Source organism: Cupriavidus neocaledonicus (assembly GCF_000372525.1).
Classification (GTDB): Bacteria; Pseudomonadota; Gammaproteobacteria; order Burkholderiales; family Burkholderiaceae; genus Cupriavidus; species Cupriavidus neocaledonicus.
The window spans coordinates 207,815-222,109 of record NZ_AQUR01000105.1 but is presented as its reverse complement, the minus strand read 5'-3'; the positions used below and the strand labels follow the sequence as shown (position 1 = coordinate 222,109).

The window sequence follows — 14,295 nt, the reverse complement described above, 5'->3', positions numbered from 1 at the left end:
GGCAGATGAAAGTCATTTCCTCCATCCAAGAGCTGCGGGACCAGCTGCGCGGCCAGAACCGCGCGGCCTTCGTCCCCACCATGGGCAACCTGCACGAAGGCCACCTGTCGCTGATGCGCCTGGCGCGCCAGCATGGCGACCCGGTGGTGGCATCCATCTTCGTCAACCGCCTGCAGTTCGGCCCGAACGAGGATTTCGACAAATACCCGCGCACGCTGCAGGACGACATCGAAAAACTGCAGAGCGAAGGCGTCTACGTGCTGTTCGCGCCTTCCGAGCGCGACATGTACCCGGTGCCCCAGGAATACCGCGTCGAGCCGCCGCACGACCTGGGCGACATCCTCGAAGGCGAGTTCCGCCCCGGCTTCTTCAAGGGCGTGTGCACCGTGGTGATGAAGCTGTTCTCGTGCGCGCAGCCGCGCGTGGCGGTGTTCGGCAAGAAGGACTACCAGCAGCTGATGATCGTGCGCCAGATGGTGCAGCAGTTCGCGCTGCCGATCGACATCATTCCCGCCGAGACCGTGCGCGCCGAAGACGGCCTGGCGCTGTCGTCGCGCAACCGCTACCTGAGCCCGGACGAGCGCGCCGAGGCGCCGGTGCTGTACCGCACCCTGCACGACGTGCGCGACACCGTGCTGGGTGGCGACCGTGCCTCGGCCGACCTGCTGGCGGTGGAGGCCAGCGCCCGCGCCTCGCTGGAACAGCGTGGCTGGAAGCCGGACTATGTGTCGATCCGCAAGCGCGTCAACCTGCAGGCACCCACGCGCGAGGAATTCCTTGCCGGCGAGCCGCTGGTGATCCTGACCGCGGCCCGGCTGGGCGCGACCCGGCTGATCGACAACCTGGAAATCTGAGCGGCGCGTTCCGCGACCGCCGAAATAACAAGGCAGGCCCGGCGGCCTGCCTTTTTTCATGCCCGGTGCATGCCGGCGCGCTGCGCGCTCTTCACCACATGGCGCTGGTGGCCGCGCCGCCGCTTCCACCAGATCAGCGTGCCGGTCACGGCGAACGCCAGCGGTGCCAGCCCGAACAGCGTGATGAAGATCCGCCCTGGCAGGCCGAAGGCTTCGCCGGTATGCAGCGGGAATTGCCAGTTCAGCAGCGTGTCGCCGGCGGGCGACTGCTGAGGATCGCGCACGCCCAGGGGCGCGCCGGTCCACGCATCGAGCCAAAGCCGCGTGGCGCCGGTGTGCTGGCGCACCTCGCCCGGCTGGCACAGCCGGATCTCGAAGGCATCGCCCGGCTTGCGCGGGAAGCCGATGCGGGTGACCTGCGCCTGCGGGAACTGCGCCTGCGCCGCCGCCATGATCTCGCCCGCTCCCAGCGGCCGCGCCCCGGCCGGCGCCGGTGCCGAGACGTGCTTGGCGGGCGGCGTCACCGTCATCACGCCCGCCACGATCGGCGTCACCCACTTGGGCAGGTTCAGGTACCAGCCGGAAAACGCGATGACGGCGAGCACCGGCGCGGCCAGGATGCCGCCGGCGCGGTGCAGCGAATAGTTGAAGCGCGACCAGGAACCGCCATGCGTGATGCGGAAGGCCTGCACCACCGAGCGCAGCTTCATCTTGGGCCACCACGCCGCCACGCCGACCAGCGTGGTCAGCAACAGCAGCATGCCGGCCACGCCGGTGATGGTCTTGCCGGTATCGCCCGACAGCAGGTAGCGGTGCAGGTGGAACAGCGTGGGCAGCAGCAGCCGGCGCGACAGCCCGGCCTCGCCCCAGACGCGCTCGCCCTTCACCGCCAGCGTGACCGGGTCGACCATCACCTGGCGCGAGCGCCCCGGCACCGCGCCGCCTGGCCCCTTGACCGGATACCAGGCGATAAAGACGCCATCGGCATGGGTCGGCAGCATCAGCAGGTTGGGCTTGCCGTAGGGCGGTGCCGCCAGCCGCTCGGTTACCGCCTGGACCGTGTCCGGGGTCACCGGCGCCGTCATCGGCGCGGAGGCCACCAGCAGGTCGGGATTGAGCCAGGCATCGAGTTCATCGCGCCAGGCGATGGTCATGCCGGTCAGCCCCATCAGGACGAACAGCAGGCCGAGACCGAGGCCGATATAACGATGCAGCTTGACGAGGACGACGCGCAGGCGGCCGGTGACCATGACGGGGTGAAGTACGTTGAGCGGACGCTGCAAGGCGCGGAATATGGCGCCAAAGCCATCTCCGCGCAACGATGCGAATGCGAAGGATTCGCGATTCTAGCAGGGCCGCTGCTTGCCGCCGCGTGGCGCGGTGGACCCCGCCGCAACTTCAGCGCCGCAACGGCGCCAGCAGTGCCGCCAGGTCCAGGTGCGCGGCCATGGTGTCGGCCAGGCGCTCGATCGACGCCTCGCGCAGCGCGTCGAGATCGAGCGCGTGCGCCTGGTCCAGCCCGGCCCAGCGCAGCAGCGCCTGGCAGCCGGCGGGATCGTCGAACAGGCCGTGGACATAGGTGGCCAGCACCTGGCCGTCGGCCGAACGCGCCCCGTCCGGCCGCAGGGTGCCGTCGCCGCGGTCCAGCCACAGCGCCGGCTCCTCCAGGCCCTTGCCGGTGGTAACGCCGAGGTGGATCTCGTAGCCGCGCACCGGTGCGCCGCCGGGATCCGGGGCCAGGCGTCCGTGCACCTGGCGCAACTGCTTGTCGGCGGCCAGCGTGGTTTCGTAATCGAGCCAGCCCAGGCCGGCGCTGCTGCCGGCGGGGCCTTCGCGGCCATCGGGGTCATGCACCTGCCGCCCCAGCATCTGCATGCCCCCGCAGATGCCGATCAGCTTGCCGCCATAGCGCAGGTGCCGCGCCAGCGCCGTGTCCCAGCCGTTGGCGCGCAGGAAGTCGAGATCGCCGCGCACGTTCTTGCTGCCCGGCAGCACTACCAGGTCGGCGTGCGGGATCGGCCGGCCGGGGCCGACAAACTGCAGGTCGACCTGCGGGTGCGCGCGCAGCGCGTCGAAGTCGGTATGGTTGGCGATGCGCGGCAGCACCGGCACGATCACGCGCAGCCGCTGCGCGGCATGGCCGGCCTCGGCCTGCGCGCCGATGATGGCGTCCTCGGCGTCCAGGTGCAGGCCGTGCAGGTACGGCAGCACGCCGAATACCGGCTTGCCGGTGCGCGCCACCAGCCAGTCCAGTCCCGGCTCCAGCAGCCCGATATCACCGCGGAAGCGGTTGATGATGAAGCCGGTCACGCGCGCTCGCTCGCTCTCGGACAGGCAGTCGAGCGTGCCGAGCAGGTGCGCGAACACGCCGCCGCGGTCGATGTCCGCGACCAGCACCACCGGGCAGTCGACCTGCTCGGCAAAGCCCATGTTGGCGATGTCGCGCTCGCGCAGGTTGACTTCGGCCGGGCTGCCGGCGCCCTCGACCAGCACGACCTCATGGGCCTGCGCCAGGCGCGCGTGCGAGGCCAGCACCGCCTGCATCGCCTGCGGCTTGTAGGCGTGGTAGGCGCGCGCGTCCAGCTCCAGCCGCGCGCGGCCGTGGATGATGACCTGGGCGCCGGTGTCGCTGCTGGGCTTGAGCAGCACCGGGTTCATGTCGGTGTGCGGCGCCAGCCGAGCGGCCAGCGCCTGCAGCGCCTGGGCCCGGCCGATCTCGCCGCCGTCGGCGGTGACGGCGCTGTTCAGCGCCATGTTCTGCGGCTTGAACGGCACCACGCGCGTGCCGGCGCGGGCCAGCACCCGGCACAGGCCGGCGACGATGGTGCTCTTGCCGGCATCGGAGGTGGTGCCCTGGACCATCAGGGTGCCGCGCAGGGCACCCGCGGGCCGGAATTGCGGAGAGTCGGGTTGCATCGGCGGATTATCGCACCGCCCTGCACGCGGGCCGTGCCATGCCCGGATGCGGCGGCTACAATACGCGGATGGAAACCCCGGCCATCGCCCCCGCCAACGCGTCCGGCACCGCTCCTGCCGCGCAGCCGCGCGCGGCCGCCAGCGGGACTGGCGGCCGCCAGCTCACCCTGGTGCTGGGCGGCGCACGTTCCGGCAAGAGCCACTTTGCCGAGCAGCTCGCCACCGACCACGCCACCGTCACCGGCGGGCCGGTCACCTACATCGCCACCGCGCACCAGGACCCGGCCCACGCCGACCAGGAGCTTGAGGTCCGCATTGCGCTGCACCGCGCGCGCCGCCCCGCCGACTGGCGCCTGGTCGAAGAGCCGGTGCATTTGGCCGATGCGCTCTATGCCAATGCGCGCCACGACGGCTGCATCCTGGTCGATTGCATGACGCTGTGGATCAACAACCTGCTTTTCCCCAACGGCCGCAGCTATCCCGAGCATGGCGTGATCACGCCGCCGGCGGCATTCACCGAAGAAATCGAGGCGCTGCTCAACGCGCTGCCGACGCTGCCCGGCCACGTGATCCTGGTCTCGAACGAGATCGGCTTCGGCGTGATCCCGATGGGCGCCATCACCCGCTTCTATGTCGATGAACTGGGCCGCCTGAACCAGAAGCTGGCCGCCGCCGCCGACTGCGTACGGCTGCTGGTGGCGGGCATCCCGGTGGCGGTAAAGGGGCCCGATCCCGCATGCTGATGCTGGCCTGGCCGGCATGCGTGGCAGCGGCATGGATCGGGACACTGCTGGACCGCTGGCTCGGCGAGCCGCGCCGCTGGCATCCGCTGGTGGGCTTCGGCCGCATCGCGGCCGCGCTGGAACGCCGCCTCAACCCTCTCTCGCAACCTCGTGCGCCCTGGCGCCAGCGCCTTGCCGGGCTTGCCGGCTGGTGCGTGCTGGTGCTGGTCCCGGCCGCGCTGGCATGGTGGCTGGTGGCCGCGGCGGCCCGCTGGCAGCCGCTCGCCGCGCTGGCACTGCATGCGCTGGCGCTGTACGCGGCGCTGGGCGCGCGCAGCCTGCACCAGCATATCGCCCCGATTGCCGGCGCGCTGGGCGCGGCCGACCTGACCGCCGCGCGCGCGCTGACCGCGCGCATCGTCTCGCGCGACACCGCTGATGCCGACGCCGAGGCGCTGGCCCGCGCCGCGTGCGAATCGGCGCTGGAAAACGGCAACGACGCGGTGTTCGGCGCGCTGTTCTGGTTCCTGGTCGGCGGCGCGCCGGCCGTGATCGTGTTCCGGCTGGCCAATACGCTCGATGCGATGTGGGGCTACCGCACGCCGCGGCTGCTGCATTTCGGCTGGGCCGCGGCGCGCCTCGACGATGCGCTCAACCTGGTGCCGGCACGGCTGACCGCGCTGTCGTATGCGCTGCTCGGCGCCACCGCGCAGGCGTTGCGCTGCTGGCGCACGCAGGCGCCGGCGTGGTCCAGTCCCAATGCCGGCCCGGTAATGGCCGCCGGTGCCGGCGCCGTCGGCGTGCGGCTCGGCGGCCCGGCGCGCTATCACGGTCAAATCGAGCCGCGCCCGCCACTGGGCGCCGGCACCGCGCCGCAGGCGGCGCATGTGATGGCCTGCCTGCGGCTGGTCGAACGCACGCTGTGGTTGTGGCTGGCACTGGCGACAGCCAGCGCGCTCGCCGCCTTGATGGTTTCCGCACCGGCATGAGCACCGCCCAGCCCCCGATCCGCCATGGCGGCGACCTGCTCGCCGCGGTGCGCCGCTACGGCCGCCCGGCCGACGACTGGCTCGACCTGTCCACCGGCATCAACCCCGACGGCTATGCGGTGCCGGCGCTGCCGCCGCAGGTGTGGCAGCGGTTGCCGCAGGACGACGACGGCCTGGCCGAGCTGGCCGCGGCGGCATGCGGCGCGCCCCATGCGCTGCCGGTGGCCGGCTCGCAGGCCGCGATCCGCACGCTGCCGGCGCTGCTGCGCCCGGGACGGGTCGGCATCGCCGCGCTGGGATACAGCGAATACGCGCCGGCGTTCGCCGCAGCCGGGCACACCGTGGTGCTGCTGGACGAAGCCGACTTCAAGCGGCCTGATTTGGCCGATGCGCTCGATCATCTGGTCGTCGTCAACCCCAACAACCCGACCGCGCGCGTGCTGCCCGCCGCCATGCTGCTGCGCTGGCATGCCGCGCTGGCCGCGCGCGGCGGCACGCTGCTGGTCGACGAAGCCTTTATCGATTGCCTGCCCGGCGGTTCCGTCGCCGCGCACAGCGAAAACCCCGGGCTGGTGGTGCTGCGCTCGATCGGCAAGTTCTATGGGCTGGCTGGCATCCGCTGCGGCTTCGTGCTGGCGCAGCCGGCGCTGCTGGACGCGCTGCGCGCGCGCCTGGGCCACTGGACCGTCGCCGGCCCCGCGCGCGAGGTGGCGCGCCGCGCGCTGGCCGACCTGCCGTGGCAGCACGCCACCCGGGCCCGGCTGCAAGCGTGCGGGGCCCGGCTGGCCGCGCTGCTGGACCGCCACGGCCTGAAGCCGGCGATGCACCCGCTGTTCTGCTGGGTGCCGCATCGCGACGCCGCGCGGCTGCACCACGAGCTGGCACAGCACGGCGTCTGGACCCGTTATTTCGATGCCGCCGGCGGCTGCGCGCCGAGCCTGCGCCTTGGCCTGCCGCCGGACCAGCCGCTGGCCTGGCGGCGGCTGGACGCGGCGCTGGCGGCCGCCGCCTGAACTTATGACGCTTGCCATGCCGAACCGCCTCTGCCCTGTCATCGCCGCCGCGCTGCTGCTCGCGGCGCTGCCCGCCACCGCCACAGTCTCCGTCATCGACGACGCCGGCCAGACCGTGACCCTGGCGCAGCCGGCGCGCCGCGTGGTCTCGCTGGCGCCGCACGTCACCGAGATGCTGTTCGCCGCGGGCGCAGGCGACCGCATCGTCGGCACCGTCAACTACAGCGACTACCCGCCACAAGCGCGCGCGATCGCGCGCGTCGGTGACAACAAGGCGCTGGACCTGGAGCGCATTGCCGCGCTCAGGCCCGACCTGATCGTGGTGTGGCGCCACGGCAATGCGCAGAAGCAGGCCGACCGGCTGCGCGCGCTCGGCATCCCGCTGTTCTACAGCGAGCCGCGCCGCCTGGCGGCGATCCCGGACAACATCGAGAAGCTCGGCACGCTGCTCGGCACCGACGCCACCGCGCGGCGCGCCGCCGACGGTTTCCGCCAGCAGGTGGAAACGCTGCGCCAGACCTATGCGGCGCGCCCGCCGGTGACGGTGTTCTACCAGGTCTGGCAGCAGCCGCTGATGACGCTCAACGGCCAGCACCTGGTCAGCGACATGCTGGCGCTGTGCGGCGGCCGCAACCTGTTCGCGGCCGAGGCGCCGCTGGTGCCGACCGTGTCGGTCGAAGCGGTGATCGCGGGCAATCCGGAAGCGATGGTGACGGCGGGCATGGGCGCCACGCGCTCGGACCAGCCGTTGCCGGATTTCGAGATGTGGCGGCGCTGGAAACAGGTCACGGCGGTGGCGCGCAACAACCTGTTCGTGATCGATGGCGACCTGCTCAACCGGGCCGGCCCGCGCGTGGTGCAAGGCGCGGCGCAGCTGTGCAAGGACCTCGACACCGCGCGCGGCCGCCGGCCGGCACGCTGATCAGCCGGCGCGGTTCCACCAGCCCAGCCGCGCCCCGCCCTGAGCCAGCCGGAACCCGCAGCTGGCACCGAAGCCCAGCTCCCAGCTGACCGTGGTCGACAGCGGCACGCCCAGCCAGTGCGCCGCGAGCATGCGCATCGGCCCGGCATGGCCGACCACCCAGAGACATTGCGCGCGCTCCCCGGCCAGTGTCGCGGCCCAGCCGGCGACCCGCGCCATCGCCTGCGCCGGCGCTTCGCCGCCATGCGGCCGCGCGTGCAGCAGATCGGCCGCCCACTGGTCGAGCGCGCCGCGGTCGATCGCATCCCAGGCCACGCCCTCCCAGCTGCCGAAGTCGATTTCTCGCAGGGCAGGTTCGGTGTCGATGGCCGGCACCCCGCCGGGCCATGCCTGGGCCAGCGCCTGCGCCGTGCCCAGCGCGCGCGCCAGCGGGCTGGCCACGATGCGATCCGGAGCCGGCAGGCCGGCAACGATGCGCGCGGCGGGCGGCGTCAGCGGCGCCAGCAGCGGCAGGTCGAGGCAGCCATAGCAGGTGCCTGCCGCCACCTGTGGCCGCGCATGGCGGATCAGGACCACGTCCATGCCGCGGCCACCAGGTAGAGCAGGATTTCGGCGCATTGCTGGGCCATGCCCAGGCAGTCGCCGGTATAGCCGCCGATGCGGCGCACGAAGTAGCGGCCGAGCAGCAGGCGCAGCACCAGCAACGCCGCCACCGCGGCGGCGCCGAACCCTGGCGACACCAGCCACAGCGGCACCAGCCCGCACAGCAGCGCGAACACCAGGCCAGCGCCGGCCAGCTTCTGCGCCACCGGCTTGGCCTTGCCCTCGGCGCGCACGTAGGCCAGCGTGGCGAGATAGCTGACCGCCAGCGCGCGGCTGGCGGCATGCGCGGCGACCAGCACGGCGAGGAGCACCGCGCTGCCGCCGCGCCCGGCGATCGCCACCAGCAGCTGCCACTTCAGCAGCAGCGCCACCACCAGCGCGATCGCGCCGAACGCGCCGATGCGCGAATCGTGCATGATGCGCAGCACGTCGTCGCGCTGCCACGCGCCGCCGAAGGCATCGACGCAATCGGCCAGCCCGTCTTCATGGAAGGCGCCGGTCAGCAGCAGCGTCGCGGCCATGCCCAGCAGCACGGCCACGCCGGGCGGCCACCACAGCGCCGCGCCCCAGGTGGCGAGCGCGCCCGCGCCGCCCACCAGCAGCCCGACCAGCGGGAAGTAGCGTGCGGCGGCATGCAGGTAATGGGGTTCGAAGCCGACCCAGCGCGCCAGCCAGCCCGGCAGCGGCACGCGCGTGAAATAGCCCAGCGCCGTCAGGAAATAGCGCAGTTCGCCGGCCACGCCCGCCGGGGCGCGGGGTCCGGTACCGGGTTCGCGGGCGGGTCCGGGAATGGGCACCGGGTCGGTCGGCACGCTCATGGCGAGGCGGTGCTGACGCCGGCGCCGCTGAAGGTGGCCATCTCGTTCAGGAACGCCGCGGCCGAGGCCAGCAGCGGCCACGCCAGAGCACAGCCGGTGCCTTCGCCCAGGCGCAGGTCCAGCGCCAGCAGCGGCGCGGCGTCGAACTGCGCCAGCAGCGCGCGGTGGCCGCGCTCGTGCGAGCAGTGCGTGAACACGCAGTACGGCAGCACGTTAGGGTCCAGCCGCTGCGCCACCAGCAGCGCGGCCGTGGCGATAAAGCCGTCGACCAGGATCACCATGCGACTGGCCGCGGCAGCCAGGAAGGCGCCGGCCATCATCGCGATCTCGAAACCGCCGAAGGCGGCCAGCACGTCCAGCGGCGCCAGCGCGTCGGCATGCCGCGCCAGCGCGCCGGCCAGCACCGCGCGCTTGCGCGCCAGGCCGGCGTCGTCCAGGCCGGTGCCGCGCCCGATGCAGTCCTCCAGCGGCAGGCCGGTCAGCCGCTGCATCAGGCACGCCGCGGCCGAGGTATTGGCGATGCCCATCTCGCCGAAGCCGATCACGTTGCAGCCCTGCTGCGCATGGCGCAGCACGCGCGCCATGCCGGCGGTCATCGCCGCGGCGGCCTGCGCCGGCGTCATCGCCGGCTCGTCCGCGAAGTTGCGGGTGCCGTCGGCAATGCGGCAATTGACCAGCCCGGGGGCGGCCGGCAGCGGCACGCGCACGCCCGCGTCGACGATCTCCAGCGCAATGCCGTGCTGGCGCGAGAACACGTTGATAGCCGCGCCGCCGGCCAGGAAGTTCTGCACCATCTGCGCCGTGACCTCGGCCGGATAGGCGCTGACACCGGCGTCGGCGACGCCATGGTCGGCGGCGAACACGATTACCGTGGGCCGCCGCAGCACCGGCCGCGCGCTGCCCTGGATCAGGCCCAGCTGCAGGGCCAGCGCTTCGAGCCGGCCGAGCGCGCCGAGCGGCTTGGTCTTGTCGTCGATGGCAGCCTGCAGCACGGGGCGCAGCGCATCGTCGAGCGGAGGGATTTCGGGAAACTGCATGATGCCTGGTTCGGGTACTGAGAAAAAAAGGGCTACATTTCCACGCCGCGCTGGGCCTTGATGCCTTGCTGGAACGCGTGCTTGACCGGGGTCATGTCGGTGACGGTGTCGGCCGCCTCCACCAGCGCCGGCGGCGCGCCGCGGCCGGTGATGACCACATGCTGCATCGGCGGGCGCGCGCGCAGGTCGGCAATGACCTGCTCCACCTCAAGATAGTGCAGCTTGAGCGCGATGTTGAGCTCGTCGAGCAGCACCAGGCCGATGCCGGGGTCGCGCAGCATGGCGCGCGCCACCTCCCACGCGGCCTGCGCCTTGGCCACGTCGCGGGACCGGTCCTGGGTTTCCCAGGTATAGCCCTCGCCCATCACGTGGAAGGCGCATTCGTCGGGAAAGCGGCGCAGGAACATCTCTTCGCCGGTGGGCTGCGCGCCCTTGATGAACTGGACTACGCCGGTGCGCATGCCATGGCCGAGCGCGCGCACCACCATGCCGAAGCCGGAGCTGGACTTGCCCTTGCCGTTGCCGGTGGTGATGACGATCACGCCGCGCTCGTCCTGCGCGGCGGCGATCTTCGCGTCGACGACTTCCTTCTTGCGCACCATGCGCGCCTTGTGGCGGGCATCGCGGTCGGGGTCCTGCGCGGCGGGGTTGTGGTCTTCAGTCATGGTGTGAGTTGGGTAAGGTCGGGCGCGCGCCGTCGGGAATCAGCGCGGTATGCGCGCCGTCGCTGACGCTGACGATGGCGGTGCGCAGCGCGCGCGAGCAGTGTTCGGGGGTCAGGACCTGCGCGGCGGGGCCGTGCAGCGCGGTGCCGTCTTCGGCCATCAGCAGGGCATGGGTGGCGTAGCGCAGCGCCAGCGTTAGGTCGTGCAGGATCGCCACGATGGCATGGCGCCCCGCGCGGGCCAGCGCGGCCAGCTGATCCAGCACCAGGATCTGGTGGCGCAGGTCCAGGTGCGAAACCGGCTCGTCCAGCAACAGCAGCGGCGCCTGCTGCGCCAGCGCCGCGGCCAGCGACACGCGCTGGCGCTCGCCGCCGGACAGCGTCAGCACATCGCGCGCGGCCAGCGCCTCGATATCCATGGCCCGGATCACGTCGTGCACGATGCGGTCGTCGTCGCGACCGGTCCAGCCCCAGCCGGACAGGTGCGGATGGCGGCCCACGCGCACGGCGTCGAGCACCGGCATCGGGAAGGTGTCATGCACGGCTTGCGGCAGGTAGGCGCGCTGGCGCGCCAGCAGCGCAGGCTCGACCAGCGCCGGCGCGGTCCCGTCGATCTCGACGCTGCCGCCGTCGGCGTGGCGCAATCCGGCCAGCACCGTCATCAGCGTGGACTTGCCGGCACCGTTCGGGCCGGCGATGCACCACAGCTCGCCAGGGCCGATGGCCAGGCTCAGCCGGTCCACCAGCACGCGCTGGCTGGTGCGCAGCCGCAGCTCGCGCAGCGTCAGCCGCGGGCAGGCCGCGAGCGGCAGGGACCAGTGCGCGGCGGCGCTCATCGCGGCCTCCGCAACAGCAGGTAGAGGAAGGTCGGCACGCCCAGCAGCCCGGTGATCACTCCCACCGGCAGCTGCGCAGGCGCCACCACGGTGCGCGCGATCAGGTCGGCCGCCATCAGCAGCGCGCCGCCCAACAGCGTCGCGGCCGGCAGCAGCATGCGCTGGTCATTGCCCCACGCGAGCCGCACCAGGTGCGGCACCACCAGCCCGACAAAGCCGATCGAGCCGGCAGTGGTAATGGCAGCGGCAATGCACAGCGATGCCAGCATGAAGGTTGCCAGCCGCACGCGCCCGACGCGCACGCCGAGCGCCTGTGCCACGGTCTCGCCCAGCAGCATCACGTTGAGCGCGCGCGCCATCGGCATGGCCAGCAGCAGCGCCACCACCAGCATGGCCAGCGCGCCGCCGTAGCCGGCGGTGCCGCCCAGGTCGCCGGTGAGCCAGAACAGCATGCCGCGCAGGCGCGACTCCGGCGCGACCGACAGGATCAGCGTAATCACCGCGCCCCAGCCGGCGGCCAGGATCACGCCGGTCAGCAGCAGCCGCGCGCCGGCTTCGCGATGGCCGCCCTGCACCTGCGGATGCAGCAGGTCGCGTCGCGCCAGCGAGGCCACCAGCACCATCGCCAGCAAGGCACCGAGCGCCGCCGCCGCCTGCACGCCCCACCACGGCGCCAGCGCCAGCATCGCCAGCAGCGCGGCGGTGGAAGCGCCGCCCGATACCCCCAGCACATAGGGCTCGGCCAGCGGATTACGCAGCAGCACCTGCATCAGCGCACCGGACAGGGCCAGCAGCCCGCCGCAGGCAAAGGCCGCGGCCGCGCGCGGCAGGCGCAGCTCATGCACGATGGCGCCGGCGGTGCCGGTGTCGGCCCCGCTCAGCGCCCGCCACAGCGCGCCCGCATCGAGCGCTACGCTGCCCAGCGCCAGCGACAAGGCAAACGCCAGCAGCGCCGCGAACGCCAGCACCAGCCAGATCGCCACGGCGCGCCGGAACTCAGACATGGCGCGCCCGCGCGCTCATCGCTGGCGCCAGCCCAGCGTGATGAAGCCGGCGCGCCCCTGCGTGTTGTAGGGGTAGGCGAGCTGGTAGTCCTTGTCGAACAGGTTTTCGACGCGGGCGGCGATGAACCATTGCTTGTCGATGTTGTAGCGGGCGTTGAGGTTGACGATACCGTATCCGCCCAGCCGGCGCGAGCCGGCGTCCATGCGCGACGACGACAGCAGCCATTCGCCGCCGAAGCGCCAGTTGCCGATATCGCGGCCAACGTCCAGCGCGGCATGGCGGCGTGCACGGCGCAGCAGCTGGGTGTTGGTCTGCTCGTCGACCGGGTTCTGGAAGGTCACGCTGGCGCCGAGGTCGGTGCCGTAGATACGGGCGCGCCACGACGCCTCGATGCCCTGCACCTTGGCCTGGTTGACGTTCTGCGCCAGGAACATGCCGTTGGGCTGCAGCGCCGACACGATCAGGTCGCGGTAGCGCGTCTCGAACGCGGTCACGCGCAGCAGGCCGGCGCTGGCGGTGGTGTACTGCACGCCGGCCTCGACCGATTTGGCGCGCTCGGGCTGCAGGTTGGGCTGGCCGAAGTTGGGGTAGTACAGCTCGTTGAAGGTCGGCGCGCGGAAGGCATTGCTGACGCTGGCGATCAGCTTGAACGCGTCAGTCAGGTTGTAGCCGTAGCCGGCGAAGAAGCTGCCCTGGTTGCCGAAGTCGGAATAGTGGTCGTTGCGCGCGTTGAGCTGCAGCTGGTGCTTGCCGAAGCGCCCGTCATAGCCGCCGAACACCGAGAATACATTGCGCGTGGGCGCGCCGTAGGCGCTGGAATCCAGTTCCTGCTGCAGGTAGTCGGTGCCGAACAGCAGCGTGTGGCCGGCGGCCAGCGCGTACTCGTTCTGCCAGTTGAACTGGCGGTTGCGGGTGTTGAAGGTGCCGTTGGGCCTGCCGTTGAGGAAGGTATCGCTGCGGTCCTCGCTCTGTGCCAGCTTGAAATGCGTGGTCCAGTCCGCGCCCAGCTTGCCGTTGGCAAAGGCCGACAGCGTGTACAGCTCGCTGTTGGTGCGGTTCTCGTCGGTGGGGCGGCCGAAGGCGCTGTCGAACGACAGCTTGCTCTTCGAGTAGTAGCCGGTGATGCCCGCGTCCCAGTTGGGCGTGAAGCGGTGCTTCACCTGCCCCGACACGCTCTGGTTCTCGTACGGGTTGTCGTTGGGATTGGCGCGCGGCGCCTGCTTCGTATTGATCGACGAGAAGCCGTCGGTCTTGAACGCCGAGCCGGTCAGGTTGAATGAGGTGTCGCCGACCTGGCCGCCGTAGCCGACCGTGCCCTGGCGCGTATTGTTGCTGCCGTACTCCACCGCCGCGTTGGCCGCCGGCGCCTGGCCCGCGCCGCTCCTGGTGAAGATCTGCACCACGCCGCCGATCGCGTCCGAGCCGTACAGCGCCGAGACGTTGCCGCGCACCACCTCGATGCGGTCGATCTGGTCGGGCAGGATATTGGCCAGCTGCGCGGTGCCGCTGCTGGCCGACGACACCCGCACGCCGTCGATCAGGATCAGGGTCTGGTTGGAGTTGGCGCCGCGCATGAACAGCGAGGTATTGCTGCCCATGCCGCCGTTGGTCGAGAACTCGACGCCGGCCTGGCTGCGCAGCAGCGTGCGCAGGTCCGGCGCCTGCGCATTGGCGATGTCCTGCTGCGTCACCACCGTGGTGTGCGGCAGCGCCTCCGTAATGGCTTGCGCGGTGCGCGTGGACGTGACCACCACCGGCGCGAGCTGCGCGGCACTGCTGTCCGCGGCCTGCGCGGATGCGGTACCGGGAACGAGGGAGAACGAGGCCATGGCCGCCAGGATGGCGGGCACGGACGGACGCACCGCCGGGCTTGCCGGGCGGGTCGACCTGTGAAGCGATGAACGCATGATGCAGGA

The 14,295-nt window shown here is 71.8% G+C and carries 14 protein-coding genes; 5 read left to right on the top strand and 9 right to left on the bottom strand.

All coding sequences use genetic code 11. The annotated features are described in order from the left end of the window. Nucleotides 1-5 precede the first annotated feature (5 nt). On the top strand, nucleotides 6-854 hold the full coding sequence (panC, locus tag A3AG_RS0125155) for a pantoate--beta-alanine ligase (RefSeq protein ID WP_018008058.1): 849 nt from the start codon (nucleotides 6-8) through the stop codon (nucleotides 852-854). A gap of 56 nt (nucleotides 855-910) precedes the next feature. On the opposite strand, the gene A3AG_RS0125150 is transcribed toward panC, so the two are convergent. Together A3AG_RS0125150 and A3AG_RS0125145 are read right to left on the bottom strand one after the other, a co-directional pair. Further along, nucleotides 911-2,104 (bottom strand): PepSY-associated TM helix domain-containing protein, encoded by a 1,194-nt coding sequence (locus tag A3AG_RS0125150; RefSeq protein WP_018008057.1) that lies wholly within the window; start codon nucleotides 2,102-2,104, stop codon nucleotides 911-913. A gap of 148 nt (nucleotides 2,105-2,252) precedes the next feature. Next, entirely contained in the window at nucleotides 2,253-3,770 is a 1,518-nt protein-coding gene (locus tag A3AG_RS0125145; RefSeq protein WP_018008056.1) for a cobyric acid synthase, read from the bottom strand. A gap of 38 nt (nucleotides 3,771-3,808) precedes the next feature. Here A3AG_RS0125145 and cobU point away from each other — a divergent pair, with 38 nt between their 5' ends. The 4 genes from cobU to A3AG_RS0125125 are packed head-to-tail and all read left to right on the top strand — an operon-like array spanning nucleotide 3,809 to nucleotide 7,416. Beyond that, complete coding sequence (gene cobU / locus A3AG_RS0125140) at nucleotides 3,809-4,513, top strand: bifunctional adenosylcobinamide kinase/adenosylcobinamide-phosphate guanylyltransferase (RefSeq protein ID WP_018008055.1); 705 nt, start codon at nucleotides 3,809-3,811, stop codon at nucleotides 4,511-4,513. Continuing rightward, nucleotides 4,507-5,481: a CobD/CbiB family cobalamin biosynthesis protein gene (locus A3AG_RS0125135; RefSeq protein WP_018008054.1), complete on the top strand. Its 975-nt coding sequence runs from the start codon at nucleotides 4,507-4,509 to the stop codon at nucleotides 5,479-5,481. The genes cobU and A3AG_RS0125135 overlap by 7 nt, the downstream gene beginning before the upstream one ends. After that, complete coding sequence (cobD, locus tag A3AG_RS0125130; RefSeq protein ID WP_018008053.1) at nucleotides 5,478-6,494, top strand: threonine-phosphate decarboxylase CobD; 1,017 nt, start codon at nucleotides 5,478-5,480, stop codon at nucleotides 6,492-6,494. Before A3AG_RS0125135 ends, cobD begins: the two co-directional genes overlap by 4 nt. 16 nt (nucleotides 6,495-6,510) lie before the next feature. Continuing rightward, on the top strand, nucleotides 6,511-7,416 hold the full coding sequence (locus A3AG_RS0125125; RefSeq protein ID WP_026164456.1) for a cobalamin-binding protein: 906 nt from the start codon (nucleotides 6,511-6,513) through the stop codon (nucleotides 7,414-7,416). On the opposite strand, the gene A3AG_RS0125120 is transcribed toward A3AG_RS0125125, so the two are convergent. From A3AG_RS0125120 to A3AG_RS0125090, 7 genes are read right to left on the bottom strand one after another with little or no spacing between them, the layout of a single operon-like run. Beyond that, complete coding sequence (locus tag A3AG_RS0125120; RefSeq protein WP_018008051.1) at nucleotides 7,417-7,998, bottom strand: histidine phosphatase family protein; 582 nt, start codon at nucleotides 7,996-7,998, stop codon at nucleotides 7,417-7,419. Beyond that, complete coding sequence (locus tag A3AG_RS0125115; RefSeq protein WP_018008050.1) at nucleotides 7,983-8,837, bottom strand: adenosylcobinamide-GDP ribazoletransferase; 855 nt, start codon at nucleotides 8,835-8,837, stop codon at nucleotides 7,983-7,985. Before A3AG_RS0125115 ends, A3AG_RS0125120 begins: the two co-directional genes overlap by 16 nt. Continuing rightward, on the bottom strand, nucleotides 8,834-9,874 hold the full coding sequence (gene cobT, locus A3AG_RS0125110) for a nicotinate-nucleotide--dimethylbenzimidazole phosphoribosyltransferase (RefSeq protein WP_018008049.1): 1,041 nt from the start codon (nucleotides 9,872-9,874) through the stop codon (nucleotides 8,834-8,836). The genes A3AG_RS0125115 and cobT overlap by 4 nt, the downstream gene beginning before the upstream one ends. Before the next feature lie 32 nt (nucleotides 9,875-9,906). Then, a complete protein-coding gene (gene cobO, locus A3AG_RS0125105; RefSeq protein WP_018008048.1) occupies nucleotides 9,907-10,539 on the bottom strand; it encodes a cob(I)yrinic acid a,c-diamide adenosyltransferase in 633 nt (210 codons plus the stop codon). Then, a complete protein-coding gene (locus A3AG_RS0125100) occupies nucleotides 10,532-11,374 on the bottom strand; it encodes an ABC transporter ATP-binding protein (RefSeq protein WP_018008047.1) in 843 nt (280 codons plus the stop codon). The genes cobO and A3AG_RS0125100 overlap by 8 nt, the downstream gene beginning before the upstream one ends. Continuing rightward, nucleotides 11,371-12,378, bottom strand: coding sequence for a FecCD family ABC transporter permease (locus A3AG_RS0125095; RefSeq protein ID WP_018008046.1), 1,008 nt, complete (start codon nucleotides 12,376-12,378; stop codon nucleotides 11,371-11,373). The genes A3AG_RS0125100 and A3AG_RS0125095 overlap by 4 nt, the downstream gene beginning before the upstream one ends. A 15-nt stretch (nucleotides 12,379-12,393) precedes the next feature. Further along, the gene (locus A3AG_RS0125090; protein WP_018008045.1) at nucleotides 12,394-14,286 is read right to left on the bottom strand and encodes a TonB-dependent receptor domain-containing protein; all 1,893 of its coding nucleotides are present in this window, start codon (nucleotides 14,284-14,286) and stop codon (nucleotides 12,394-12,396) included. Between the last annotated feature and the right edge of the window lie 9 nt (nucleotides 14,287-14,295).

Coding starts and splice junctions, on each gene's coding strand:
- A3AG_RS0125135 (WP_018008054.1), top strand. CDS start 4,507: ATGCTGATGCTGGCCTGGCCGGCATGCGTGGCAGCGGCATGGATCGGG.
- A3AG_RS0125100 (WP_018008047.1), bottom strand. CDS start 11,374: ATGAGCGCCGCCGCGCACTGGTCCCTGCCGCTCGCGGCCTGCCCGCGG.
- A3AG_RS0125115 (WP_018008050.1), bottom strand. CDS start 8,837: ATGAGCGTGCCGACCGACCCGGTGCCCATTCCCGGACCCGCCCGCGAA.
- A3AG_RS0125120 (WP_018008051.1), bottom strand. CDS start 7,998: ATGGACGTGGTCCTGATCCGCCATGCGCGGCCACAGGTGGCGGCAGGC.
- A3AG_RS0125125 (WP_026164456.1), top strand. CDS start 6,511: ATGCCGAACCGCCTCTGCCCTGTCATCGCCGCCGCGCTGCTGCTCGCG.
- cobU (WP_018008055.1), top strand. CDS start 3,809: ATGCCCGGATGCGGCGGCTACAATACGCGGATGGAAACCCCGGCCATC.
- cobD (WP_018008053.1), top strand. CDS start 5,478: ATGAGCACCGCCCAGCCCCCGATCCGCCATGGCGGCGACCTGCTCGCC.
- A3AG_RS0125095 (WP_018008046.1), bottom strand. CDS start 12,378: ATGTCTGAGTTCCGGCGCGCCGTGGCGATCTGGCTGGTGCTGGCGTTC.
- panC (WP_018008058.1), top strand. CDS start 6: ATGAAAGTCATTTCCTCCATCCAAGAGCTGCGGGACCAGCTGCGCGGC.
- A3AG_RS0125145 (WP_018008056.1), bottom strand. CDS start 3,770: ATGCAACCCGACTCTCCGCAATTCCGGCCCGCGGGTGCCCTGCGCGGC.
- A3AG_RS0125150 (WP_018008057.1), bottom strand. CDS start 2,104: ATGGTCACCGGCCGCCTGCGCGTCGTCCTCGTCAAGCTGCATCGTTAT.
- A3AG_RS0125090 (WP_018008045.1), bottom strand. CDS start 14,286: ATGCGTTCATCGCTTCACAGGTCGACCCGCCCGGCAAGCCCGGCGGTG.
- cobO (WP_018008048.1), bottom strand. CDS start 10,539: ATGACTGAAGACCACAACCCCGCCGCGCAGGACCCCGACCGCGATGCC.
- cobT (WP_018008049.1), bottom strand. CDS start 9,874: ATGCAGTTTCCCGAAATCCCTCCGCTCGACGATGCGCTGCGCCCCGTG.